This window comes from Pseudoalteromonas sp. CNAT2-18.1 (genome assembly GCF_022347865.1).
Lineage (GTDB): Bacteria > Pseudomonadota > Gammaproteobacteria > Enterobacterales > Alteromonadaceae > Pseudoalteromonas > Pseudoalteromonas ruthenica.
Genome location: NZ_JAKRFR010000005.1, coordinates 65755 through 89028 on the forward strand (window position 1 = coordinate 65755; position 23274 = coordinate 89028).

Below are 23274 nucleotides of genomic sequence, written 5' to 3' on the forward strand. Positions count from 1 at the left end.
TGGTAAATCGGTTATACCTGCTTTTGAATTAAGCCACTATGAATTGGAGGATGCAGTGCGACGTTTAAGTGTTTTCGTTGCTTTTCTCACGGTGATAACAGTCACTTTTGCAAAAAGCCAGGTTTCATTTCAACATTTGGATAGTGATCATAATCACTCTATTTCGTATTTGGAAGCGCAGCAGCTTGATGGTTTAGCGCCTGTCTTTTCCGATCTCGACCGTAATCGAGATAACACACTCAGTGCCGATGAATTTGCTCGGTTCAGGCAACAACAATTAACACCCAGTTAGGACTTAATCGCACTAATCTAGCCATTAATCTTATTCTGGTTGGCGTGTGAAAATCGATTCGTTAGGCTAACAATATAAGTGCGTAGTCGCGCGCAAGGAACTCATATGAAAGTAATAGTCACTGTATTTATCTCATTAATTGCTCTAAGTTCTCTGAGCACTGCCCACGCTGGGAGTGTGGAGTCGCGCTTTAAAGAACTCGATCGCAACCGCGATGGCGCCATTAGTAAATCAGAAGCCGCTCAAGAACCCGCATTATGGTCACGCTTTAGCAGCTATGATCAGGACAAAGATGGCAAGCTGTCACTACGTGAATTCAGTAATTACGCCCGCCAGTAACGCCCCCTCTCTTTAAAAGTTCATTATACAGTTATGACTTTTGACACATGCGTGTCATTCCTTGATGGATAAACTTGGGCATACACCCATTGCCATTAAGGATAAAACGATGAAGTCACACTGGTTATTGTTAACGACCGCCGCACTGTTTCTGAGCGCCTGCTCGTCGGATGATTTAGAGGAAGAGCTGGAAACCATTAATTTTGGCAGTGATTATTATAAAAATGATTACTACCTGCTTAACGCCACTGACTACGAGCTGGATTACCACATCGCCAACACCCAACTTAACGGTGATGAACGCGACGTGGCAGATGATGATTATTACCTCGCTACCCTAGCAAAAGATGCACAGCAATATGCCATTACTCACGAGAGTAATGCCAACAGAAAGCTCTCCCTTTATGTTGCAGCAAGAAACGTATTTGGCCCAGTAGCGCAAAAGAAAGTGGAAGTGGAATATGATCACGCATACCACGTTGTCGCCTGGCAAAACGCTGCTCAGATAAACATAAGCCTTATAGAGCAGCAACAAGATAACCAAGACAACGCCTATGCTCTACGTATCTTTGCTGCCGAGCCAATTCAGGTTAGCATTAAGGGACACACTTTTAGCCTAGATGCAGGAGAGCTAAGTGCTTTTGTGCATGGCAGTGATTGCGATTCCGACATAAAAATAGCGCAAAAAAATGTCGACCTATGTACTATCTCGTTCAATCGCTCATACTTACTTGTGGCTAACCAACAAGGCTTAAAAGCTTTATATACCGAGCAGTAAACGCATGGACGCAACAATATGAAGGCATGGCAAAGTAACCACTTTATAGCGAATTGGACTGGCTCTGTTCTAGTACTATTCACCTGCGCCATCGTCGCTGGTTTTGTATTTTACTCGCTGCATCATCAACAGGATGTACTGCGCTTCAACTTGCCTTACCCAGATGTGTTCGTCGCTGCTGTGTTCACTGGTTTTGTCATGCTGCACTTGTTGCGTACCGCAGGCCCACAGAGAACTATTCGATCCCAGAAAATATTGGCCACAGCCCAATTTAGTCTGTTGCTGATACTACTGCTTTGGATAAAAAGTGGTCTCATTTTAATCCTCTCTGTGGTGTATGTAGCAAGCCTTGTCTATCTGGCGCCGCTAATAGTGTGCTTAGCTTTGGCACTGGTTATGCCTTTAGCCTATTTTGCCACCACGCCCACCTCCTACGACCTCGTGAATACTCTCTTATTCATCGCTTATCACTTGTTTGCTCTGCGCTTATCCTACGCCTTACTTGATGAGCGCCGAGCCAACGAGCGCAATAAGGCCCTACTCCAAGAGCTCAGTGCCACCCAAGTTTTACTGCAAGATACCGCCAAGCGCGATGAACGCCTGCGCATCGCTAGAGACATCCACGACTCGTTAGGACATGGCCTAACGGCGTTAAATTTACAACTGGAACTGGCCCAACAACTCAGTCACTCAGCGCAGCCCCCTTTGGCGCAGTGCAAACATATAATCACTGATTTACTGGCGCATACGCGCGATACGGTGAGTACTCTAAGGGCCTTCGATAATATTGATCTCAAGCAAGCGCTAACAACTTTGATTGCAGATACTGCTCATCCTGTTACCCAGCTGCATTACAGTGAGCGTGTCAAAGTGCGTGACGCGCGAATCGCCGAGTTGCTGTTTCGTGCCACCCAAGAAGCGCTTACTAACGTGCGCAAACATGCGTACGCTACGCGCTGTGATATTTCCTTGTGGCGTCAGCAACAGTGGTTACTTTGGCGCGTTGAGGACGACGGTATGGGTATTAGCCACCATCAATGGGGGAACGGGCTCAAGGGGATGCAAGAGCGTGTGATGCAACTTGACGGCGAGCTGACTGTGACTTCGCTAGCGACCGGCACGCGCCTGGATATCGCGCTTCCGTTAGGTGCGGAGGCTGATAGTGATTAAAGTGGCAGTGGTAGATGATCAAAATTTGGTGCTCGAGGGATTATGTAGCTTATTAGCACTGCATCCTGATTTGCAGGTAAGCGCACAACGCAACCACGCAGAGCATATCGTTACTTGGCTCACGGCCAACCCGGTCGATGTCTTGGTGTTAGATGTGCGTATGCCAACAGTCAGTGGTATTGACGCATTGCGTGAGATCCGCAATGCCAAGCTCCCTGTTGCTGTCATGCTACTTTCAACCTTTGACGAGCATGATTTAGTACTCAAAAGCATTCGCCTTGGTGCTGATGGCTATCTACGTAAAGATATTTCCTTTGCGGTGCTCACCGATGCCATCATCGCGCTCAGCCAAGGACAACGCTGGTTACAACCGGCGGTAACACAAACTATCGCCTGTCACACCTCACGCTCGAATAATCCCCCGCTGTATGAATTTACCCAATACGAAACTCTCAGTCTCAGTGAGCTGGAAATCCTCCGCTTGGTGGCTGCTGGATTCTCTAACGCCGAGATTGCCGAGGCGCTGCATAAATCCGCAGGCACAGTGCGCAATCAGGTCTCTGCTATTTTAGCCAAGCTGATGGTACGCGATCGTACCCGCGCTGTATTGCGAGGCATCGAGCTGGGTCTGATTTAAACGATGGCACCAAGGCGTAGGCTAATTAAAACTTGCACTACCCAATTACAGCGAATAACCAGAAGAAGCGGGAAAATTTTATAACCCGCTTGCAGCTTTTACCGAGTCAGCAGCCGCGCACATGTGTCGCTATTCACTGTCCTCACCCGGTTTTTCATCCCGGCCTCGTTGCTTATGCGTCCCTTCTTCTGGTGACTGTGACGGCAACATCTGCACCAGCTTTTCACCGCCTTTGATACCAAAATCCAAGGTGCGAATAGGAAATGGAATAGTCACATCCACACTGTCGAGCGCCTTTTTAACGGTAATGTAAGCTTGATTGCGGATTTCCATGTAACCTGGGTCATCATTTGGGTAGGCTATCCAAAACCAAACCAGCAGATTGATAGCGCTATCACCAAAACCATCGGCGTAAACGGCGGTATCCTCTTTACGAATAACAAAGTCGAGGTTATTGATGTGCTCGACAATGGCTTTTTCTGCTGCTTCGATATCATCGCCATAAGAAATACCGACCGGCACTTCGATACGGCGGGTACCGAGGTAGTTGTAGTTAGTGAGAATATTGCGAAACAGAATCTTGTTGGGAATAATGATCAACTGACCGTAAAAGTTCTCTACTAACGTATTGCGCAGATTAATTGATTTTACGGTGCCAAACACATCGCCACTTTCGATTACATCGCCGGGTCTAAAGGGTTTACGAATACCCATGGCGACACCGGCAATCAAGTTCTCGGTCATATCTTGAAAGGCAAAACCGATAGCCAAACCGACAATCCCCGCACCCGCGAGCAATGAAGTGACAGTGCCTTTTAACCCTAAGAAGTCTAGGGCGATAAACACCCCGAGAGTGAGAATCAAAATCTTCACGATCGAGGTCATTAAACCTGCAATCTGCTCGGAGTCCAAAGAGCGCTTTAATACTTTGCTAATGATTGAGCCTAGCACCCGCGCCAACAGCGCAAAGACGATAGTAATGACAATCGCCACCACTAAGTTAGGAATATGACTGATTGCGGTCTCTAGCCAACCACCGAGTTTTTCTTCAATGAGTTTTTGTGCTTTTTCGACATTGAAATTAGCGAACATGCAATGCTCCATTCATGCGCATAATTAGATAAAGCGTAAATGATGCAAGATAGCTGCCATATTAGTGGGAAAGATGACTGGGGAAGGGTTTGCGGGCTCTCATCCTCACCTTCAAAGAGAACAGCAGAGCCCTATGTGGAATTAACTTTGTTCGTCGCGCAAAAACACCGGTTCGTTGTCTTTTTTCGTCGCTTCAGCGCTGAAATAGTACCCCGCGCTATCGAAACGTTGTAAAGCCGATAACGAGTCCACTTGGTTTTCGATAATATAACGCGCCATCATCCCTCGCGCTTTTTTAGCATAAAAACTGATGACCTTGTATTGGCCGTTCTTACAGTCTTTGAATACAGGCGTAACAATCGCCCCGTCGAGTGCTTTTTTGTCCACCGCTTTGAAATATTCATTCGAAGCCAAGTTAACCAGCGTGGATGTGCCCGCCTGCGCCATGGCTTCATTTAATTTTTTGGCGATAACCTCTGCCCAAAATTGATATAAATTTGTGCCTCGGGGGTTATTTAACTTGGTGCCCATTTCTAAGCGGTAAGCCTGCATCAGATCCAGTGGTTTTAACACCCCGTAAAGGCCGGAGAGAATGCGTAGATGCTGCTGCGCATAGGCTAAGGCTTTATCCTCTAAGCTTGATGCATCAAGGCCTGTGTAAACATCGCCATTAAATGCAAACACCGCTTGTTTTGCATTTTCAGGGGTAAATGGCTGCGACCACTCACTAAAGCGTGCGGCATTGAGCCCCGCTAGCTTATCGCTAATCTTCATGAGGCTGCCAAGCTGCTGCGGCGAAAGCTCGCGACACACCTCGATCAGCTCTTCACTGTGGCTCAGCAGCTCTGGCTGCGTGCAGTCCTGCGTTGGCGCAGGCGTATCGTAATCAAGATTCTTTGCTGGAGATATAACAGTAATCATAATTGCAGTTGACTTGCCTAGTAATTAGTGTCAATTTCAACATTAAATAAAGCAAAAATCACGCTTTATTCAAAAATCGACCTTTCTACCTGCAAGTTCACTTGTACGGTGCGCGTCGGTTCCATGCGCGCTAGCCAATAGCGACATCAATGCACGGACAATTGACCTCCCTTTGGTTGTCACTTAGGTGCAACATAAACGAAATAACCTATGTATGTTTGTCTGGCGTTTTCAAGCAACAGGCAAGCTCAGCAGATTTTATGCTTGGAATGAGGAAAGCACATGACTACAGCACTGCAACAGTTGAAAGCACATTCAACCATTGTAGCCGACACCGGTGATATTGAAGCGATTCGTAAACATCAACCTCAAGATGCAACGACTAACCCCTCTTTGCTGCTTAAAGCGAGTGAGATAGACGCATACAAGCCCTATCTAGATAAAGCATGGCAGTATGCCAAAGAGCAAGGCACTGATGCGCAGCAGCAACTCGAATTAGCCTGTGACTATTTTGCCGTATTAATCGGTAAAGAAATCGCTGATATTGTGCCTGGTTACATCTCCACCGAAGTGGACGCGCGTTTATCATTTGACACCCAAGCAACCATCACCAAAGCCAAACAGTTACTCGCGCTGTATGATTTAGAAGGCGTGAGCCGTGACAAGATTTTAATTAAAATTGCATCGACATGGGAAGGGATCAAAGCTGCCGAGCAACTTGAGAAAGAAGGCATTCGCTGCAACCTTACGCTGTTATTCAGTGACGCCCAAGCCCGTGCATGCGCCGATGCCAATGTTTATCTTATTTCACCTTTTGTGGGCCGTATTCTCGATTGGCATGTTGCTAACGGGATGGAGAAGCCTAACGATCCATTGCAAGATCCAGGCGTGCAATCGGTGCGCAGTATTTATGACTTTTACAAAAGCCACGGCTACGACACTATCGTCATGGGCGCCAGCTTCCGTAACACCGGTGAAATTCTTGCCTTAACGGGCTGTGATCGCCTCACCATAAGCCCTGCATTGCTCGAGGAATTAGCCGAGTTGCCGGCTAATACAGATTACTTGTTAAGCGGTGCAAACGATGTACAGCCTAAGCCTGAAGCACTCACAGAGAGTGAATTCCGCTGGTTACATAACGAAGACGCAATGGCGACTGAAAAGCTCGCCGAGGGAATTCGTGCTTTTGCTAAAGCTCAGCAAGATTTAGAGGCTCGTTTTAAACAACTCTAACACCATTCGGCGGCCCACAAGGCCGCCATTTCTCTGCCCTTTCCGCTCGTAATAGAATCATCACTTTTCTGTAACCTTGGTTAAACATTTTCGTTTTATTTTTATACCAACTGTGGTATAGATTGATTGCGTTAGTTATACAGGAGAGTGTCATGGATAGTCTGAATGAACTAATAAAAATAATAGAAGGTCCAGAGACCAAAAAGACATCCGGTCGAAATAAAAAACGTAAATGGCGCGAAATCGAAGCACTAAAAGATAAGCAACGTCTGCGCAAAGAACTGCAAGAACTAGACTTGTTCAGCGATGACATTGGTTTAGAAGAGTTAGATTTTTGATACCAACATAAAAAAGAGGGCCTAGATGCCCTCTTTTTTATTGCGTTATATTTGCTCGGCTAGAGTCCAATCAATGGCAGCTTGACCTTGGTTGGTAAGGATTTCATTGGCTTTGGAAAAGTGACCACAGCCAAAAAAACCGCGATGTGCTGACAGCGGCGACGGATGAGGAGCCTTGAGCACATGGTGCTTTTGCGTGTCGATGTGCTTGCCCTTTTTCTGAGCGTGTGCGCCCCAAAGCAAAAACACAATGCCCTTGCCATGTTGGTTAAGCTGTTCGATGACCACGTCAGTAAAACGCTCCCAGCCGAGGTGCTTATGCGAGTGTGCTTGCCCTTGTTCAACGGTCAATACGGTATTGAGTAGCAACACCCCTTGGTGTGCCCAAGACTGTAAATATCCATGTTGAGGGATGCTGAATCCAGCGATATCTTGCGCCAATTCCTTATACATATTCGCCAATGACGGCGGCGGTTTTACCCCTGGCAACACCGAAAAGCATAAGCCATGCGCTTGGTTTGGACCATGGTATGGGTCTTGACCCAGTATCACCACTTTCACATCTTCAAACGCGGTGGCGCGAAATGCCTCAAATACCTGTTCTTGAGGCGGATACACAGCTACGCCCTGCTCTCGGCGTTGGCGCACATAATCCAAGGTTTGTTGAAAGTAAGGCTGCTGTTTTTGCTCTGCTAATAAATCAGACCAAGATGTCATGCTGCTCGGTTCCATTAAAAAAACGGCCCTAAAGGCCGTTTGTTATCTATATTGCTAGCTTACCAAATTAACCTAATTTCGCCAGCAGCGCTTGCCGTAATTGTTGATAATCTGCACTCATCGGCTCAGCAAGGCAAGGTTTAGCTAAGGCATTGCTAAGCGCCTTTGGCATCGCTAATTCAACATTTAAAATCTTCTCCACGCTGGCTTGAAACTTAGCCGGGTGGGCCGTAGCTAGGAAAATCCCCTGATGCTCAGGTGCTAAATCCGCTTTTAACCCTTCATAAGCAATCGCGGTGTGTGGCTCAGCTTGATAGCCCATGCTCTGTAATTCACGCATCGCCACAGCGGTTTGCTCCTCATCCACAGCATGAGAAAAGAAATCGTCATAGCTGAAACGACCACTGTCTAACATCGTTTGTACACGAGGCCAGTTATTGGGCCGACTGACATCCATAGCATTAGACAGAGATTCTTGAGTCTCATGCGGCTGCCATTGTTTGGAAGCGATGAAGCGCGGCACCGTGTCATTTTGATTTGTTGTTGCCGAGAGTTTTTGAATGGGTAAGCCAATCAGCGAAGCTATCATCGCTGCGCACACATTACCGAAGTTACCGCTCGGCACCGAGATGTGCGCTTTGTCTCGCTGCGCTTTGGGCAACTGCGCCACCGCCTCAAAGTAATAACATACCTGCGCGAGTAAGCGACTAATATTAATAGAATTCGCAGAATTAAGGCGCAAACGTGTTTTGAGCTCGTCATCTAAAAACCCTTGCTTAACCATGGCCTGACAATCGTCGAACGAGCCCTTAACACTGTAACAGTGAATATTATTACCTAAGGTTGTAAACAGCTTTTGCTGCGCCTCTGATATCTTGCCTTCAGGGTACAGGATCACCACATCGATATTCTCTTTGCCATAAAAAGCATGGGCTACTGCAGCGCCAGTGTCACCACTGGTGGCTGTGAGAATCGTGACCTTTTCTGAGTTACTGAACTGGGCAAGACACTGCGCCATAAAGCGTCCACCGAAATCTTTAAATGCCAAGGTAGGGCCATGAAAAAGCTCTAAACAGTGAAGGTTATCGGCAACGTGAACCAAAGGTGCTGGAAAAGTAAACGCTCCCTGCACCATTTCAGCGACCACATTAGGGCTCAGTTCATCGCCAATCAAGTGCGTCAGTACTTGTGTGCTGCGCGAGACAAAATCCATTTCCAATAAGGCATCCATATTATCCAGTGGCGTTAGCTGTTGCGGAAAAAACACCCCTTGATTGCGCCCTAACCCCGTTTTTACCGCCTCAACAAAAGACACCACCTGGCTATCATCTTTTAAATTATACAACCGCATTATTCTTTTCCCTCATTCAAAACCCGCGTACCTGCCGTATCTATCTGACAAATATGACTAAAGCCTTGTTCATTTACATAGTTCTGCTGTAACCACTGCTGGCAGTTTTTAGCATCATTGATATTGTCACATAGTGTAAAAAGCGTCGGCCCAGCACCAGAAATACTCACCGCCTTCGCGCCTAACTCTAGCACCGCCTTTTTAGCGGCACTGAAACCGCTGATCAATTCACTGCGATAGGGCTCAGCAACCGTATCAATCATCAGCTCCATCGCTAACTCATGCTGTTGCTGATGCATTAGCGTACAAAATGCACTGAGCCGCTGAGCAAATTCAATACCATGGTGTAAGCTCATTTGCTGCGGCAGCACTGCTCGAGCCTGAGCGGTATTAAGGGTGAAACCGGGAAACGCGACCACTGGATACCAGTTACTGGGAGTGGGGATCGTCAGTGAACGACCGGGTATCAGCGCCCCTGTGAGCTGCAAACCACCAAGCAAACACGGCGTGATATTGTCATAATGACGAGCGCCGCTGACCTTAGCTTCAAAATCAGCCATTAGCTCAATGAGCGCATCCTCGCTGAGCTCAGTGCCGGCAAATTTATTCAGCGCTGCAAGTGCCGCAACCACTGAGCAGGCGCTGGATCCCAGACCTGAACCAATGGGCAGATTCTTAACTAACTCCATACGCGCTGTCGGCATATCTGGTGCGACCGTGGCACGAAAGTGCGCCATACACATAAAGGCTAAATTTTGCTCTGCCTGTTGTGGCAATTTATCGGCGTAAGGCCCTGAGCACACAAATTCTGTCTCAGCGCTGGCGCTAATTCGCACCACATCGCCCAACAAAGTGCCATCAATGGGTGCAATAGCCGCTCCCAGCGCATCAAATCCAACCGCAAAATTACCAATCGAGGCCGGCGCATAAACTTCAATCATGGCCCTCTCCTAACGTGGTAAGGTTTTCAAAATATCAGCGAAAACTCCCGCTGCGGTCACTTCGGCTCCTGCGCCATAACCGCGAATAACGTAAGGCTTGGGCTGATAATACTGACTCAAAATAGCTAAGGCATTTTCGCCGTCACGAATGTCATACAACGCATGTCGACTATCAACGGCTTCAATACCAACACGACAATGACCATCTTCAATTGCGCCAACATAACGCAAGACCTTTCCTTCGGCTTGGGCGCTGGCAACCTTATCGGCGAAGTCTGAATCAAGTTGTGGTAATTTAGCCATAAACTCATCAACGCTCAGTCCCTCGGCGAAGCCCGGCGGCAATACCGACTCCACTTCAATATCATCCAGCTCAAGTGCCAAACCAGACTCCCTAGCGATAATAAGTAGTTTACGGGCGACATCAGTCCCTGATAGGTCATCACGAGGGTCCGGCTCAGTAAAGCCATTTTCTTTAGCTTTGATGGTTGCTTGTGACAGGCTTAAGCCATCACCGATAACACCGAACATATAAGATAACGATCCCGATAAAATGCCGCTAAAATGCAGAAGCTCATCACCGGCACCGAATAACAACTGCAAGTTATCGAGCACGGGTAAGCCGGCGCCAACATTGGTTTCATACAAAAAACGGCGATTGTTGCGCTGCGCAGCGAGTTTGAGCTGCTGATAGTAAGCCTGCGAGCTGGTATTGGCCTTTTTATTAGCCGCTACCACATGAAAACCAGCATTAAGGAAATCGGCATACTGAGCAGCGAGCGCACCAGAGGAGCTGCAATCCACTAACACCGGGTTAATCAGATGGTTTTGCTTAACGAACTGTTCCAGCAAGGTTAGATCAAATTGCTGTGAGGTCTGCGCCAATGGCTGCTGCCAATTTTCTAGATCAATCCCGTCACTGTTTAACAGCATCTGTCGCGAGTTGGCCACGCCTCGGACTTTGAGTTTGATATTACGTTGTTGCAACCATTGTTGTTGCCTACGCACTTGGCTTAGCAGCTCGCTGCCAACAAGTCCACAGCCGAGCAGGAAAACATCAATAGAAGGCACATGGGTAAAGAAGTTTTCATGACAAACCTTCACTGCATCATTACATAACTCACCATCAACAACCGCAGAAATTGAACTCTCTGTTGAATCCTGGGCTATGGCAACGATATTCACTTGAGCCTGCGCCAGCGAGGCAAAGAACTTCGCTGCTAAGCCTTTGTGTGCTCGCATGTTATCGCCAACTAGCGTAACAATTGCCAAATTCCGCTGCACTTGTACAGGCTCAATAAGCCCCGCTTTTGACTCAAGTTCAAAGGCTTGTTCGAGAGCATGCAGCGCCAAGGCTAAATCTTGCTGATGCACGCAAAAGCTAATGCTGAACTCACAGCTGGACTGGGTGATGAGAACAATAGAGACATTATCGGCTGCTAACGCAGTAAACACTTTGGCCGCCATGCCGACTTTGCCTTTCATGCCCGGCCCTGACACCGTGAGCATAGCCAAATCTTGTAAACTTGAGATCGCTTTTACCGGCTCACTTTCAGTGACTTCATCACTGATCAATGAGCCGGGTTCTTTACTGTTGTGGGTATTTTTTATCTCACATGGCACGCCCGCTTTTGCGCATGGCACAATGGTTTTGGGATGCAAGACTTTAGCGCCAAAGTAAGAGAGTTCCATCGCTTCTTTGTAAGACAGAAAATCGACCTTAGTGGCCCCTTTGATATAGCGAGGGTCAGCGCTGTATACACCGTCAACATCGGTCCAGATTTGACAGATATCGGCCTCTAAACAAGCGGCTGCCACAGCAGCAGAATAGTCGGAGCCATTACGCCCTAGCGTAGTCAATTGTGCATCGTCATTGGCCCCGGTGAAGCCAGGCATAATATATATTTTTGCGGGGTTAGCGTGCAAATATTCACGAAACTGTAGTTTTGATATATCTAGATCAACTTCAGCGTTTAAGTAGCCACCGCTGGAGCGGATAACTTGTTCCGCACTCATATAATGAGGGCGAAAATCATCGAGTAGCACCTGCATCAAGGCCACACTAATGCGCTCACCAAAGCTAATTACATAAGCGAACACCGAATCCGGGCACTGTCCTAATAAAGCCACGCCTTCTAGCTTTTGTTTTAACTGCTTAAAATCGGGCCAGTTTGTAGGCTGCTGATTTTGCTCACACACTTCGTCTTTCAAGGTATGTGCACGCTCATAAAACAGTTGCCACTGTGACTGGATATCTACACCTGTCGCCGCACTCTCAGCTAATCCCACCAATGTATCCGTCATACCGCCGGGGGCTGACAATACCAGCAGCATTTGCTCTTTGAGCTCCTGGCGGACAATCTCACTTACTCGCTTTAAACAACTGGCATCGGCCAGTGACGAGCCTCCAAACTTTAGTACTTGCATGTTTTCCTCATTCCCAATAACACCTTTTTACCAGATCGTGACGATAGGCCAAAAAAAAGGCCTATGCTCAGTGAGCATAGGCCTTTTTTCTCTGCGCACCGACCCATGCCACTATCCGCTAAGGATGGTGGTGGTAATAATGGTGGTCAGTGTTGCGTAATTTGTGTTCATGGTTCTAGACTGCACGAAAATGACTATTTCTGTCAACAGCTAAAGAAAAGAAAAAATATGCTTTTTAGATATAACTAAGATTAGTAAACGCCAAATTTATGCAAAACATCCGCTAAAGCATCTGTTTTTACCGGTTTATTAATGAATCCAAGGGCGCCGAGTTGCGCTGTGCGCTGCTTCATTTGCGACTGTACGTCGGCAGAAATAACCACTACGTAGGTTTCTATTTTGCGTATGCGCATTTGTTGTAATACCCCGATACCGTCAATTTTCGGCATGGTGAGGTCTAAACAGAGAAGATCAAAGTGTTGTTCGCTCATTAGCGTCAGTGCATGTTCACCATCTGTAGCGTGCGTCACCGCGCAAGGCAAAATAGACATAACCGCTTTGCTCGCTTGTTTTCGAGCCATTACGGAATCGTCACAGACTAACACCTGAAAAGCCATTACTACGCCATTTGAGGGTAAAACTTATATCAGTAGGTTATACCATAGCTATAAACAAATCTTAACACCGAAGGCCACAGATTTTTGTTAATCTGCAGTCTTTAAGCTATTATTTTATTTATTTTTTCAAGAATCTTGGCTAGCTTTAGGTTTTTGAAGCCAATGGCGAATTTAGGGCTGATAATTGACGTTTTATCATCGCTTTTTCATGGTTTATACAAGGGCTCTGTACTCGTATGTTGCATAATAGTTTGTCGAAGAAGCTCCTAACCAGTGTTTTGTCGGTGTATTTTTTACTCACATTTGTTGTCACTTGCGGCCAAGTCTTTGCTGAGTACTTGAATACCAAAAACTACATACGCGATGAACTACAAACACTGCAAAAGACCTTTAGTGGCAGCCTTACCCGCGCAATTTGGGAATTAAATACCGATCAAAGTATTACCATCGCCGAAGGGTTAATTGCTATTCCTATGGTTGAAGGAATTATTGTCCGTGATGACAGCGGCGAAGTGATCTCTCAACTCGGGCGCTCTTTAGACATTCGCGAGCTCTACTCGCAACAATTAGTGCAAGATGCTTCTATCATAGAAGATACTCCCTCCGGATTATTTGGTTACACCTTTCCGTTAATTTTTGAGTTTTCTGGGCGCGCCACCCAAGTGGGTGATGTCACACTTTTTTCCAGCCGAGATGTGGTTGTCAGCCGTATTATCGTGTCAATCTATCTTCTGGTCGGCAACGCCATGATCAAAACCGCGTTTTTGATCTTATTGTTTTTATTGGCTTTTCGTAAACACCTCACCCATCCGCTCAATCAACTTACCGAGCAGATTGAAAGCCTCGAGCTAGATGACTTAGAAGGGACAAGAATAAACCTCGATAGTAATGAAAAAAACGAGTTGAATGTCATGGCGCAGTCATTCAACAACATGATCAACAAAGTAGTCGAGTATCGCAATAAATTAGAACACACCCAAAAAGAGTTATTGAAAAGCAATGAAAAACTAGACCAGCAAAACTTACAGCTGGAGCAAGAGGTAGCAAGAAAGACCTCAAACCTAAGCCAAGCGATGATGGACTTGCAGCAGCAGAAGTATGAGCTGGAAAAACAAAAGCTCAACTTAACGGAGGAAATTGAACTGCGCCGTCATACCGAACAAGAGTTGCTAACCAAGCAAAGCGAGATGCAGCGTTATGTCGATGAGCTCAATTTGGCCCAAGAGCGCTTGCTTGGCTCGGAGAAAATGGCAGCGCTGGGTGGTTTAGTCGCGGGTATCACTCATGATATCAACACACCTGTGGGAATTGGTGTTACCGCAACCTCCTTCTTACAAGAGCGTCTCGATGCCATTGAGTATGCCTATAAAGAAAAAACACTTTCCCCAAAAGCGCTAGAAGAGTTTATTAAAGATGCGAAGCAAAGTACTGAACTGCTCACTTCAAATCTTGCCCGCGCCTCAGAATTAGTTGCCAGCTTTAAACAAATAGCGGTCGATCAGGCCAGTGAAGCGGTACGCACCATAAACTTTAAAGAGTACTTGGGCGAGGTGATTCGCTCACTGCACCCAAAAATTAAGAAAACTCAACACCAGGTGGATGTAAATTGCCCCGATAACTTGGTGCTCAATTTACCTGCAGGTGCTATTAGCCAAATCTTCACTAACCTAATTATGAACTCACTCATTCATGGCTTTGAAGGTGTCGAAAAGGGCACTATCACTATTGATGTGAGCGAAAATGATGGCTTAGTGGATATCAACTATCGTGATAATGGTCGTGGTGTTGATGCCGAACAATTAGATAAACTGTTTGACCCCTTCTTTACCACCAAACGTGACCAGGGCGGCAGTGGTCTGGGCACTCATATCACCTTCAATTTGGTTAAACAAACCTTGGGGGGTGAGATTGAAGTGAGCAGCGAGCCAGGCCAAGGTTTGCAATACCGGATTACTATCCCAAAAGACCTACCAAAGCCAATGCAAATGTTTAATTAGTAAGGTGACTCCTGCTATGATGGCGCCACATTTAATTCGAGCCCACAGCTCAACGGAAGTAAAACTATGTGGTTTAGCAACCTTATCTGTTATCGCTTTAAGCAAGACATCAGTTACCAACAAGACGATTTTGAAAAAGCCCTAGAGCAAGACGTATTCCGCCCCTGTGGCAGCCAAGACATGCATACCTTTGGCTGGACCAAGCCGTTTGGCAAACATGGTCAGATGCTCAGTCACTTCTCGCAAAGTACTGTTTTAGTGTGCGCTAAGCGGGAAGAAAAAGTACTGCCCCCTGCGGTCGTCAACGAGATGGTGCAGGAAAAGGTCGATCATTTAGAAGCTGAAGAAAACCGCCGCGTTAGCAAAAAAGAAAAAGATGAGCTAAAAGAAAACATTTTGCATTCTTTGCTGCCGCAAGCATTTAAGAAGTCTAGCCTCCAATTTGCTTTTATTGATATGGAAAATGGCTGGGTTGTGGTCAATAGTGCCAGCTTTAATAAAGCAGAAGAGTTACTTGCGTTATTGCGTAAGTCACTAGGTACATTGCCTGTTGTGCCAGCGTTTGCAAATTATGATCTTGGCTTATTTTTAACGTCTTGGTTGAAGGAATTCAACGCTCCAGAAGGCTTCGCGATTGGCTTAGACGCCGAGTTGCAAGAGCAAGATGACAATGGGGCACAAGTGAAGTTTAAAGGCCATGATCTATCCAGTGATGAGGTTAAAAACCACTTAGATAATGGCAAAGAGGTCACTAAGCTGGCGCTGGAGTATCAAGAACGAGTGAAGTTCTTATTGCAAAATGATGGCTCTATTAAACGCGTCAGTTATGCCGATACGTTAAAAGAAGAAAATGCCGATATTCCTAAAGAAGACATGGCAGTAAAGCTTGACGCAGACTTTATTCTTGCCTCCGAAGAAATCAAACAACTCCTTGATGCCTTGACCAATCAATTAGGCGATGCCGAGGATTTGTAAGTGCAATGCATAACTGAAAAAGGAGCCTGAGGCTCCTTTTTTTAACTGAATATTTCTCTTATATCACCCACGACTTCCTGATACTCATCGTCAGCAAATATTTCCACAGATGGGATAATCCCTTTATCGACATAAACATTTAGTGCGGACGACTTATCTGACACTTGTAAAATGCCCTCCATGATCGCGCCCATACGAATGAAATCGACAAACTCCACCTCTTTAGGACGATAATTAGGATCGGCCCAGCACTTTGCTACTTCTACGAATTCATCAGAGAAGTCCCAAGCGGTTAAAATAGCAGCACCAATGCGCCCTGCTAGTTTTTGAATGGCATGAGCTAAAAAACTCGGATTAGCAAACACCTCTGGGTGCTTCTCAGCCTCGGTGAGAATAGGCAAAATACCAATATTGTAGGTCAGTGCTGCCAAGGTGATAGTTTCGGTATTAATCGTATCATGACGCTGTTGCTTGCGAAAATTCTGCACGAGCGCTATCGAATGGCAGGCAACACGAATTGTCTTTTGCCATGCCTTATCCATATAGCCTTTGATCAGCTCATGCTGAGAGACGAAGAGCTGCTCCATCGCCATCGCTGTGGCGATATTTTTTATCTGCCTTAGGCCGATGCGCGTAACGGCTTGGTTTATAGTTGTCACCTTCACCGAGCGACTCATCAAGGCGCTATTCGCAACTTTGATCATCCGTGCTGCTAATGCGGGATCATTGGCGATCACGTCCGCCATATCATGTAAGGTTATATCCGGGTCATCTGCAGCGTTACGCACTCGAAGTGCCACTTCCGGCAAGGTTGGCAGCACCAAAGTATCGTTATTTATGCGGTCAACCAAGATGGTCAGCAAAGCGTTTTCTGTGGACATGTCGCCAGTATCCTTTATGTCAGCAAAGCCGTTTTTTCTTATAAATTAGCTATAAGTTACCGATAAAGTTTAGAAAGTGATAGCGCAATTGCCCATTTATTTACAAAAAATAATTACCTATGTTCCCATAATCATTATTGCCAGCCAGCCCTTGAGTTGCTTTAATGCCCAACAACACGGGGCTCTCCCCCGCTATAACCGAATAATAAACTCTCTCAATGGACTGTGTTTTTTGTCTTACTTTACAGTCCAATAACGAGTTACACCGAAAGAGGATCCCATGAGTAAATTGTCGAAAATTTCTCAAGCACTGCTTATTAGCTCTGTATTCGCACTTGGCGCCTGCTCCAAGCAACCACAGTCAACTACTGAACAAACAGCGGCGAGCGCACAACCAAGCAGTGGCCCTGAATTGATAAATATTGAACGCGAGCGGCTTAACATTTACACCGATTTTGAGCTCAATACCAACTTGTCACACCTAAGCGGGAATCAGCAAAAAATGCTCGCTAAACTGATTGATGCCTCAAAAATTATGGACCAACTGTTTTGGCGTCAGGCTTTCGGTGGCGAGCAACAAGATTTCTTAGCGAGCCTAGATGATGAACAAGTGCGTCACTTTGCCAAGATTAACTATGGTCCTTGGGATCGCTTAAACGGCGATCAGCCTTTTTTAAGCGGCTTTGAGCACAAACCAGCAGGGGCTCAATTTTACCCAGCTGACATGACGAAAGAAGAATTAGAGCAAAGCAGTGTAAAAGATAAAACAGGCCTTTATTCCATCATCAAACGCGATGACAATGGTGAGCTTTACAGTGTGCCTTATTCAGTAGAATACGCCCAAGCATTGGAAGCTGCCGCAGATTTGCTGCGCCAAGCGAGCGAACTGGCCGATAATAAAGAATTCGCTAACTACTTGAGTATGCGTGCCGATGCCTTGCTAAGTGATGACTATCAAGCCTCTGATTTTGCTTGGATGGATATGAAAAATAACCCCATTGATGTGGTTATTGGCCCAATCGAAACCTATGAAGATCAACTTTTCGGTTATCGTGCGGCTTTTGAATCCTATGTTTTGGTCAAAGACATGGCCTGGAGTGAGCGTTTAGCAAAATTTGCGCAATTCCTTCCGGAGCTACAAAAAGGTCTGCCTGTGGCGGAGCAATATAAGCAAGAGGTTCCTGGTTCAGACGCCGACCTTAATGCGTATGATGTCATCTACTATGCTGGCCACTCCAATGCTGGCAGCAAAACCATAGCTATCAACCTGCCTAATGATGAGCAAGTGCAACTGGAAAAAGGCACTCGCCGCCTGCAACTTAAAAATGCCATGCGCGCTAAGTTCGACAAAATCCTCATGCCCATTGCCGCTGAGCTTATTGTGCCCGAGCAGCGCAAACACATTACTTTCGACGCCTTTTTTGCCAATACCATGTTCCACGAAGTGGCGCATGGCCTAGGTATTAAAAACACCATTACCGGTAAAGGCACCGTACGCCAGTCGCTTCAAGAGCACGCGAGTGCATTGGAAGAAGGTAAGGCGGATATCCTGGGCTTGTATATGGTTGAGCAGCTATTGAATAAAGGCGAGATTACCGAGGGTACGTTAGAAGATTACTATGTCACCTTTATGGCTGGAATCTTCCGCTCTGTGCGTTTCGGCGCATCCAGCGCGCACGGTAAAGCTAATATGATCCGCTTTAACTTTTTCAAACAAGAAGGCGCGTTCTCCAAAGATGAAAACGGCCTATATCAGGTAAATATGGATAAGATGGCTGCAGCCATGAGCAAGCTATCGAATTTAATTCTTACCCTGCAAGGTGACGGTGACTATCAGAAGGTCGACCAACTCGTTGCTACCATGGGTGAAATTAAACCTGAACTGGCCGCTGATTTAGAAAAGCTCAGCAAAGCGAATATCCCTGTGGATGTCGACTTCATCCAGGGCAAAAAGGTATTAGGCTTAAACTAAGACTGTATTTATAGACGACATAAAAACAGCGCCTTTCGGCGCTGTTTTTTTATAGCTGCAAATTCTCTTTAATCTGTTGAATTTGCGCTTCAGTGTACGGTTTAGGTCGGTGTACCCCCCACACCGGTTTGGGCCAAGCGGGGTCTTGCTCAAAGCGAGCAATATGATGAATGTGCAACTGCTCAACCATATTACCTAAAGCAGCAACATTTAACTTTGCTGGTTTGAACACTGTTTTTAACATACAGCTAAGCTTCGCCGATTCACGTCCTAACACGATTTGGTCACGATCACTTAAATCAATGATCTCTTTCAATCCGCTTTTGCGCGGTACCAGAATAAACCAAGGGTACTGGCTGTCATTCATCAACAACACTTTACACAACGGCCAATCCGCCAATTCAATACAATCTCGTTCCAACTCTGGTGCTAATGCAAACATAGCATCCTCCTGTTGCTGCAAGTTTAGTGGCATAAAGTTGCGCTTATGACAGTGCATCAGTACCATCAACGCATCACTACAACAATAAGGTTTACCCGTGTCTAATACAACCAAATACTTATCTGTTGCCTTGGCTGCAAGCTTAGCCTGCGGCGCAGCGACTGCCAAAGAGCTGACGCTCGAGCGCATTTTTGACGACCCTAGTTTAGCTGGTAAAGCGCCTGTAAAGCTTAAGTTTTCTCCAGATGGTAGCCGCGTTACCTACTTGCAAGGAAAGAAAGAAGACTACAATCGCTACGACCTATGGGAATACAATCTCAAAGACAACAGCAACCGCATGTTAGTCGATTCGCAAGCATTGTTCTCAGGGCCGGAAAATCTCTCTGATGAAGAAAAAGCGCGCCGTGAGCGCCAACGTATTTTTGGCCGTGGAATTTTGGAGTATACCTGGTCCAAAGATGGACAAGCGTTGCTTTTCCCACTCAATGGGGACTTGTATTACTATCAACTGGCCAGTGGCGAAAGCCGTAAGCTCACCGATACCGAAGCGTTTGAAACCGACGCGCGATTCTCCCCGAAAGGCAATTTTGTCTCTTTTATCCGCGACCAGAACTTGTATGCCTTAGAACTGGCTAGTGGCAAAGAAATCCAGCTCACTCAAGATGGCGGCGGCGTTATTAAAAATGGCATGGCTGAGTTTGTGGCGCAGGAAGAAATGAGCCGCATGACCGGCTACTGGTGGTCCGGTGATGAACAGAAAATAGCCTTTACCCGTATCGATGAGAGCCCCGTAGAAGAGGCGATTCGTAACGAGATTTATGCCGACGAAGTGAAACTATTTAACCAGCGCTACCCCTATACTGGCACTGACAATGTGGCCATAGAGCTAGGCGTTGTCCATATTGATGACAAACAGGTTGATTGGATTGACTTAGGCACCGACAAGGATATTTACATTGCCCGTGCAAAATGGCTCAAAGACAACCACACTCTGTCTTATCAATGGCAAAACCGATCGCAGCAAGAGCTTGAGCTGCGCTTTTATGATAGCGCCGAAAAAAACCAACGCGTGGCCGTAAAAGAGAGCAGTGATACATGGATTAACCTGCACTTCGATCTGAAGTTTTTGCAAGATAAAGAGCACTTTATCTGGGCGTCAGAGCGCGATGGTTACAAACACCTTTACCTGTACAAGGTCGATGGCACACTGGTACGCCAAATCACCCAAGGGGATTGGATTGTTGAGTCATTAAAAGGCGTTGATGAGCAAAATGGCGTCGTGTATTTTGCCGGTCGCAAAGACACGCCGTTGGAAAGCCATTTGTATAGCACTCCCCTATTTGAAGCCGGTGAGATTACGCGCATCACCGCAGCGGGTGAATATCATAACGTCGTTCTTGCAGAGGATAGCAAGACCTTTATTGACCGTGCCTCGTCGGTAAACCGCCCTCCCTATGTTGCACTGCGCAAAACCAATGGCGACTTTGTCACTTGGTTAGAGCAAAATGCCATTGATGAACAGCACCCACTCAGCCCTTACACCAGCGACTTAGTAGAGCCTGAATACGGCACCATAAAGGCACAAGACGGTCAGGTAATGCACTACCGCCTGTTCAAGCCACGCAAACTGAATAAAAAGCAAAAGCACCCGGTCATTGTCAATGTATATGGCGGCCCACATGCGCAGCGAGTTACCAACAGCTGGCGCAGTAAAAACCTATACTTTCAATACATGGTGCAACAAGGCTATGTGGTATTTCAGCTTGATAATCGCGGCTCCTACAATCGCGGAAAGCGCTTTGAAGACGTGATCTACAAACACCTTGGTGAAAGTGAGGTGCAGGATCAAATTAAAGGCGTCGAATTTTTACGCACCTTAGATTACGTAGACCCGCAGCGCATAGGTATTTATGGCCATAGCTACGGCGGTTACATGGCGTTAATGGGGATGTTTAAAGCTGGCGATTATTTCAAAGCCGGTGTATCAGGTGCTCCTGTTACCGACTGGTCGTTGTATGATACTCATTACACAGAGCGCTATCTTGGCCATCCAAAAACTAATGCCAAAGGCTATGAACAAAGCGCGGTCTTTCCATACAGCGATGGCCTCAAGGGTCCGCTCATGATTTATCATGGCATGGCTGATGACAACGTGCTCTTTACCCACGCCACTAAGCTGTTTAAACAGCTACAAGACAAGGCGTTGCCGTTTGAAATGATGACCTACCCAGGCTCGAAACATAGCTTGCGAGGTAAAAAGGTACAAACGCACCTGCATCACACCATTACCGACTTCTTTAACCGCCATTTTGATATGGCTCAAGAGTAAGTTTCTACGCTTCTATCAGGCCGGCTTCTGCTGGCCTGATTTCTTTTACAATCTACTGAAAATCCATACTTATTTTTAGGCTCACTCACTTAGAATCGACTAAACTCATAGCATTACCTCGTTCCAAGGATTTGTTATGCAGCAACTTCGTCGCCTTAGTATTTATCAACGCCTGATTGCCCTACTCGTTCTTGCCCTACTCGGTATCATCATCTTAGTCGCGACCTCACTGACTAACCAATACAGCTCTTTGCTGGATGGGCAACATGAGAAAACGCGCAACCTAGTAGAAAATGCACACAGCATCGCGGCGTATTACCACCAACAAGCACAAACGAGCGCCCTCACGGATAAGCAAGCGAAAGTTGCCGCTAAAGATGCCATTCGCGCTTTGCGCTACGGTGATTCCAATTATTTTTGGATCAATGACACCAGCCCGACCATGGTCATGCACCCGTTTAAGCCGCAGCTCGAAGGCAAGTCGTTAGCTAACACCGCCGACCCCGATGGCGTGAAACTATTCGTGCAAATGGCTGAGCTGGTCGAACGTCAAGGTGAAGGCTTTGTGCCCTACAAGTGGCCAAAGCCAGGAAAAGACCAGCCTGTCGATAAAATAGCGTTCGTTAAGGGGTTTGAACCCTGGGGCTGGGTGATTGGCTCCGGCGTTTATATTGATCACATTGAGGACACGTTTGCACGTAGCAAAACAATTCTTATCCTCGAGGGCGTTGTGATTCTCGCGGTGCTGTTAGTGATGGGCTATTTAATAGCACAAAGTGTGATGGGGCCTATTCGTCACGCAGCAGACATGATGAAAGATATAGCGCAAGGTGAGGGAGACCTAACCCAGCGTTTAGACAGCAGCGGCAATGACGAGGTCTCTCGCCTTGCCAGGCACTTTAATGATTACACCGAAAAGATGCGCCAATCCATAGAAGCGGTCAATGAGCAAGCCAATAAAGTGAGTGAGCATGTGGCGCAACTACAATCGACGGCCCAGCAAAATCAACATCATATTGAGCTGCAGAGCGACAGCTCAGCACAAGTGGCCACCGCAATGGAACAGGTAAGTCACCAAGTGAAAGACATCAGTGATTATGCCAATAACGCCGAGCAAGCTAGCAACGAAGCGAACAGTTATGCAGATCAAGTAAAATCAGTGGTTCATAACACAGTGAATGCGATCACCCGTTTAAGCACACAAATTGAACAAGTCGCTGAGGTAGTGCAGCAGTTAGCCAGCCAAAGTAATAATATTGGCAGTGTGCTGGATGTGATTCGCGGCATTTCCGAGCAAACCAACCTTTTAGCGCTCAATGCCGCCATAGAAGCGGCGAGAGCTGGCGAGCAAGGCCGTGGGTTCGCAGTTGTTGCTGATGAGGTGCGCACCTTAGCCAGCCGCACAGGCCAAAGCACCGATGAAATTCAAGCTATGATTGAGCAGTTGCAACAAGGTGCGGAAAAAGCCGTGCAGGCCGTACAAAACAGCCAACAGATCTCGGATAATACTGTTGAGTCCACCGCGAATACCACCGAAGCATTGGATGAAATCAACCGCTTGGTTGACTCTATCCGGGAAATGAACGCTCATATCGCCCGCGCCACTGAGCAACAAAATGACGCCTCTAGCGAAGTGTCGCAGCGGCTCAATGATTTAGCCCATGCAACCAATGAGTCGCTCTCCAGCACACAGGTTATGAACCAGGCGAGTAACGAACTAGAACAGGCCAGTCAAACACTCGCCAGTATAGTTAAGCGCTTCAAAATATGAAGTCATCGCTCTCCGGTCATAAAAAGGCCGCCCAACGGCGGCCTTTTTAGCTTA

21 protein-coding genes are annotated in these 23274 nt (G+C 46.6%); 12 read left to right on the forward strand and 9 right to left on the reverse strand.

The window, feature by feature from the left end; translation table 11 throughout:
* The first annotated feature begins 55 nt into the window (after window positions 1-55).
* The 5 genes from MHM94_RS11800 (at window position 56) to MHM94_RS11820 (ending at window position 3216) form a co-directional block, all read left to right on the forward strand.
* Window positions 56-292, forward strand: a complete 237-nt coding sequence (locus MHM94_RS11800; protein WP_022943441.1) for a calcium sensor EFh — start codon at window positions 56-58, stop codon at window positions 290-292.
* A 105-nt stretch (window positions 293-397) separates the two neighbouring features.
* Window positions 398-631 (forward strand): EF-hand domain-containing protein, encoded by a 234-nt coding sequence (locus MHM94_RS11805; RefSeq protein ID WP_022943440.1) that lies wholly within the window; start codon window positions 398-400, stop codon window positions 629-631.
* Between the two features lie 109 nt (window positions 632-740).
* Window positions 741-1409, forward strand: a complete 669-nt coding sequence (locus MHM94_RS11810) for a hypothetical protein (protein ID WP_235419594.1) — start codon at window positions 741-743, stop codon at window positions 1407-1409.
* An 18-nt stretch (window positions 1410-1427) separates the two neighbouring features.
* Window positions 1428-2579 carry a sensor histidine kinase gene (locus MHM94_RS11815; RefSeq protein WP_235419593.1) on the forward strand — a complete coding sequence of 384 codons (1152 nt, stop codon included), beginning with the start codon at window positions 1428-1430 and terminating at the stop codon, window positions 2577-2579.
* Window positions 2572-3216 carry a response regulator transcription factor gene (locus MHM94_RS11820; protein ID WP_235419592.1) on the forward strand — a complete coding sequence of 215 codons (645 nt, stop codon included), beginning with the start codon at window positions 2572-2574 and terminating at the stop codon, window positions 3214-3216. The genes MHM94_RS11815 and MHM94_RS11820 overlap by 8 nt, the downstream gene beginning before the upstream one ends.
* A 129-nt stretch (window positions 3217-3345) precedes the next feature.
* On the opposite strand, the gene MHM94_RS11825 is transcribed toward MHM94_RS11820, so the two are convergent.
* Entirely contained in the window at window positions 3346-4308 is a 963-nt protein-coding gene (locus MHM94_RS11825; RefSeq protein ID WP_235419591.1) for a mechanosensitive ion channel, read from the reverse strand.
* A 141-nt stretch (window positions 4309-4449) separates the two neighbouring features.
* Entirely contained in the window at window positions 4450-5229 is a 780-nt protein-coding gene (yaaA, locus tag MHM94_RS11830; RefSeq protein ID WP_235419590.1) for a peroxide stress protein YaaA, read from the reverse strand.
* A gap of 282 nt (window positions 5230-5511) precedes the next feature.
* On the opposite strand from yaaA, the gene tal reads away from it, so the two are divergent.
* Together tal and MHM94_RS11840 are read left to right on the forward strand one after the other, a co-directional pair.
* Window positions 5512-6462, forward strand: coding sequence for a transaldolase (gene tal, locus MHM94_RS11835; RefSeq protein WP_235419589.1), 951 nt, complete (start codon window positions 5512-5514; stop codon window positions 6460-6462).
* 152 nt (window positions 6463-6614) lie between these two features.
* Window positions 6615-6800 (forward strand): DUF3545 family protein, encoded by a 186-nt coding sequence (locus MHM94_RS11840; RefSeq protein WP_022943433.1) that lies wholly within the window; start codon window positions 6615-6617, stop codon window positions 6798-6800.
* A gap of 45 nt (window positions 6801-6845) precedes the next feature.
* On the opposite strand, the gene ung is transcribed toward MHM94_RS11840, so the two are convergent.
* From ung to MHM94_RS11865, 5 genes are all read right to left on the reverse strand, one after another.
* A complete protein-coding gene (gene ung, locus MHM94_RS11845) occupies window positions 6846-7517 on the reverse strand; it encodes a uracil-DNA glycosylase (protein ID WP_053909731.1) in 672 nt (223 codons plus the stop codon).
* Window positions 7518-7584: 67 nt separating this feature from the next.
* On the reverse strand, window positions 7585-8868 hold the full coding sequence (gene thrC / locus MHM94_RS11850; protein ID WP_235419588.1) for a threonine synthase: 1284 nt from the start codon (window positions 8866-8868) through the stop codon (window positions 7585-7587).
* Entirely contained in the window at window positions 8868-9809 is a 942-nt protein-coding gene (thrB, locus tag MHM94_RS11855; RefSeq protein ID WP_235419587.1) for a homoserine kinase, read from the reverse strand. Before thrB ends, thrC begins: the two co-directional genes overlap by 1 nt.
* A 9-nt stretch (window positions 9810-9818) precedes the next feature.
* Window positions 9819-12236 (reverse strand): bifunctional aspartate kinase/homoserine dehydrogenase I, encoded by a 2418-nt coding sequence (gene thrA / locus MHM94_RS11860; protein ID WP_235419586.1) that lies wholly within the window; start codon window positions 12234-12236, stop codon window positions 9819-9821.
* Between the two features lie 251 nt (window positions 12237-12487).
* Window positions 12488-12853 carry a response regulator gene (locus tag MHM94_RS11865; protein WP_022943428.1) on the reverse strand — a complete coding sequence of 122 codons (366 nt, stop codon included), beginning with the start codon at window positions 12851-12853 and terminating at the stop codon, window positions 12488-12490.
* Window positions 12854-13089: 236 nt separating this feature from the next.
* On the opposite strand from MHM94_RS11865, the gene MHM94_RS11870 reads away from it, so the two are divergent.
* Window positions 13090-14850, forward strand: coding sequence for a HAMP domain-containing sensor histidine kinase (locus tag MHM94_RS11870; RefSeq protein WP_235419585.1), 1761 nt, complete (start codon window positions 13090-13092; stop codon window positions 14848-14850).
* 66 nt (window positions 14851-14916) lie between these two features.
* Window positions 14917-15825 (forward strand): recombination-associated protein RdgC, encoded by a 909-nt coding sequence (gene rdgC, locus MHM94_RS11875; protein ID WP_022943426.1) that lies wholly within the window; start codon window positions 14917-14919, stop codon window positions 15823-15825.
* 41 nt (window positions 15826-15866) lie between these two features.
* On the opposite strand, the gene MHM94_RS11880 is transcribed toward rdgC, so the two are convergent.
* Window positions 15867-16706, reverse strand: coding sequence for an HDOD domain-containing protein (locus tag MHM94_RS11880; protein WP_045979301.1), 840 nt, complete (start codon window positions 16704-16706; stop codon window positions 15867-15869).
* Between the two features lie 280 nt (window positions 16707-16986).
* Here MHM94_RS11880 and MHM94_RS11885 point away from each other — a divergent pair, with 280 nt between their 5' ends.
* The gene (locus tag MHM94_RS11885) at window positions 16987-18678 is read left to right on the forward strand and encodes a Zn-dependent hydrolase (RefSeq protein WP_235419584.1); all 1692 of its coding nucleotides are present in this window, start codon (window positions 16987-16989) and stop codon (window positions 18676-18678) included.
* Window positions 18679-18727: 49 nt separating this feature from the next.
* On the opposite strand, the gene MHM94_RS11890 is transcribed toward MHM94_RS11885, so the two are convergent.
* Window positions 18728-19120 carry an HIT family protein gene (locus MHM94_RS11890; protein ID WP_235419583.1) on the reverse strand — a complete coding sequence of 131 codons (393 nt, stop codon included), beginning with the start codon at window positions 19118-19120 and terminating at the stop codon, window positions 18728-18730.
* A gap of 130 nt (window positions 19121-19250) precedes the next feature.
* On the opposite strand from MHM94_RS11890, the gene MHM94_RS11895 reads away from it, so the two are divergent.
* Both MHM94_RS11895 and MHM94_RS11900 read left to right on the forward strand, forming a co-directional pair.
* Entirely contained in the window at window positions 19251-21449 is a 2199-nt protein-coding gene (locus tag MHM94_RS11895; protein ID WP_235419630.1) for a S9 family peptidase, read from the forward strand.
* A 136-nt stretch (window positions 21450-21585) separates the two neighbouring features.
* Window positions 21586-23220, forward strand: coding sequence for a methyl-accepting chemotaxis protein (locus tag MHM94_RS11900; protein WP_235419582.1), 1635 nt, complete (start codon window positions 21586-21588; stop codon window positions 23218-23220).
* Window positions 23221-23274: the final 54 nt, after the last annotated feature.

Excerpts from the sequence above, each read along its gene's own strand:
- MHM94_RS11810 (WP_235419594.1), top strand. The coding sequence starts at position 741 with ATGAAGTCACACTGGTTATTGTTAACGACCGCCGCACTGTTTCTGAGC.
- thrB (WP_235419587.1), bottom strand. The coding sequence starts at position 9,809 with ATGATTGAAGTTTATGCGCCGGCCTCGATTGGTAATTTTGCGGTTGGA.
- MHM94_RS11815 (WP_235419593.1), top strand. The coding sequence starts at position 1,428 with ATGAAGGCATGGCAAAGTAACCACTTTATAGCGAATTGGACTGGCTCT.
- MHM94_RS11880 (WP_045979301.1), bottom strand. The coding sequence starts at position 16,706 with ATGTCCACAGAAAACGCTTTGCTGACCATCTTGGTTGACCGCATAAAT.
- yaaA (WP_235419590.1), bottom strand. The coding sequence starts at position 5,229 with ATGATTACTGTTATATCTCCAGCAAAGAATCTTGATTACGATACGCCT.
- MHM94_RS11870 (WP_235419585.1), top strand. The coding sequence starts at position 13,090 with ATGTTGCATAATAGTTTGTCGAAGAAGCTCCTAACCAGTGTTTTGTCG.
- MHM94_RS11805 (WP_022943440.1), top strand. The coding sequence starts at position 398 with ATGAAAGTAATAGTCACTGTATTTATCTCATTAATTGCTCTAAGTTCT.
- MHM94_RS11890 (WP_235419583.1), bottom strand. The coding sequence starts at position 19,120 with ATGTTTGCATTAGCACCAGAGTTGGAACGAGATTGTATTGAATTGGCG.
- MHM94_RS11825 (WP_235419591.1), bottom strand. The coding sequence starts at position 4,308 with ATGTTCGCTAATTTCAATGTCGAAAAAGCACAAAAACTCATTGAAGAA.
- MHM94_RS11840 (WP_022943433.1), top strand. The coding sequence starts at position 6,615 with ATGGATAGTCTGAATGAACTAATAAAAATAATAGAAGGTCCAGAGACC.
- thrC (WP_235419588.1), bottom strand. The coding sequence starts at position 8,868 with ATGCGGTTGTATAATTTAAAAGATGATAGCCAGGTGGTGTCTTTTGTT.
- thrA (WP_235419586.1), bottom strand. The coding sequence starts at position 12,236 with ATGCAAGTACTAAAGTTTGGAGGCTCGTCACTGGCCGATGCCAGTTGT.
- rdgC (WP_022943426.1), top strand. The coding sequence starts at position 14,917 with ATGTGGTTTAGCAACCTTATCTGTTATCGCTTTAAGCAAGACATCAGT.
- MHM94_RS11885 (WP_235419584.1), top strand. The coding sequence starts at position 16,987 with ATGAGTAAATTGTCGAAAATTTCTCAAGCACTGCTTATTAGCTCTGTA.
- ung (WP_053909731.1), bottom strand. The coding sequence starts at position 7,517 with ATGACATCTTGGTCTGATTTATTAGCAGAGCAAAAACAGCAGCCTTAC.
- MHM94_RS11900 (WP_235419582.1), top strand. The coding sequence starts at position 21,586 with ATGCAGCAACTTCGTCGCCTTAGTATTTATCAACGCCTGATTGCCCTA.
- tal (WP_235419589.1), top strand. The coding sequence starts at position 5,512 with ATGACTACAGCACTGCAACAGTTGAAAGCACATTCAACCATTGTAGCC.
- MHM94_RS11865 (WP_022943428.1), bottom strand. The coding sequence starts at position 12,853 with ATGGCTTTTCAGGTGTTAGTCTGTGACGATTCCGTAATGGCTCGAAAA.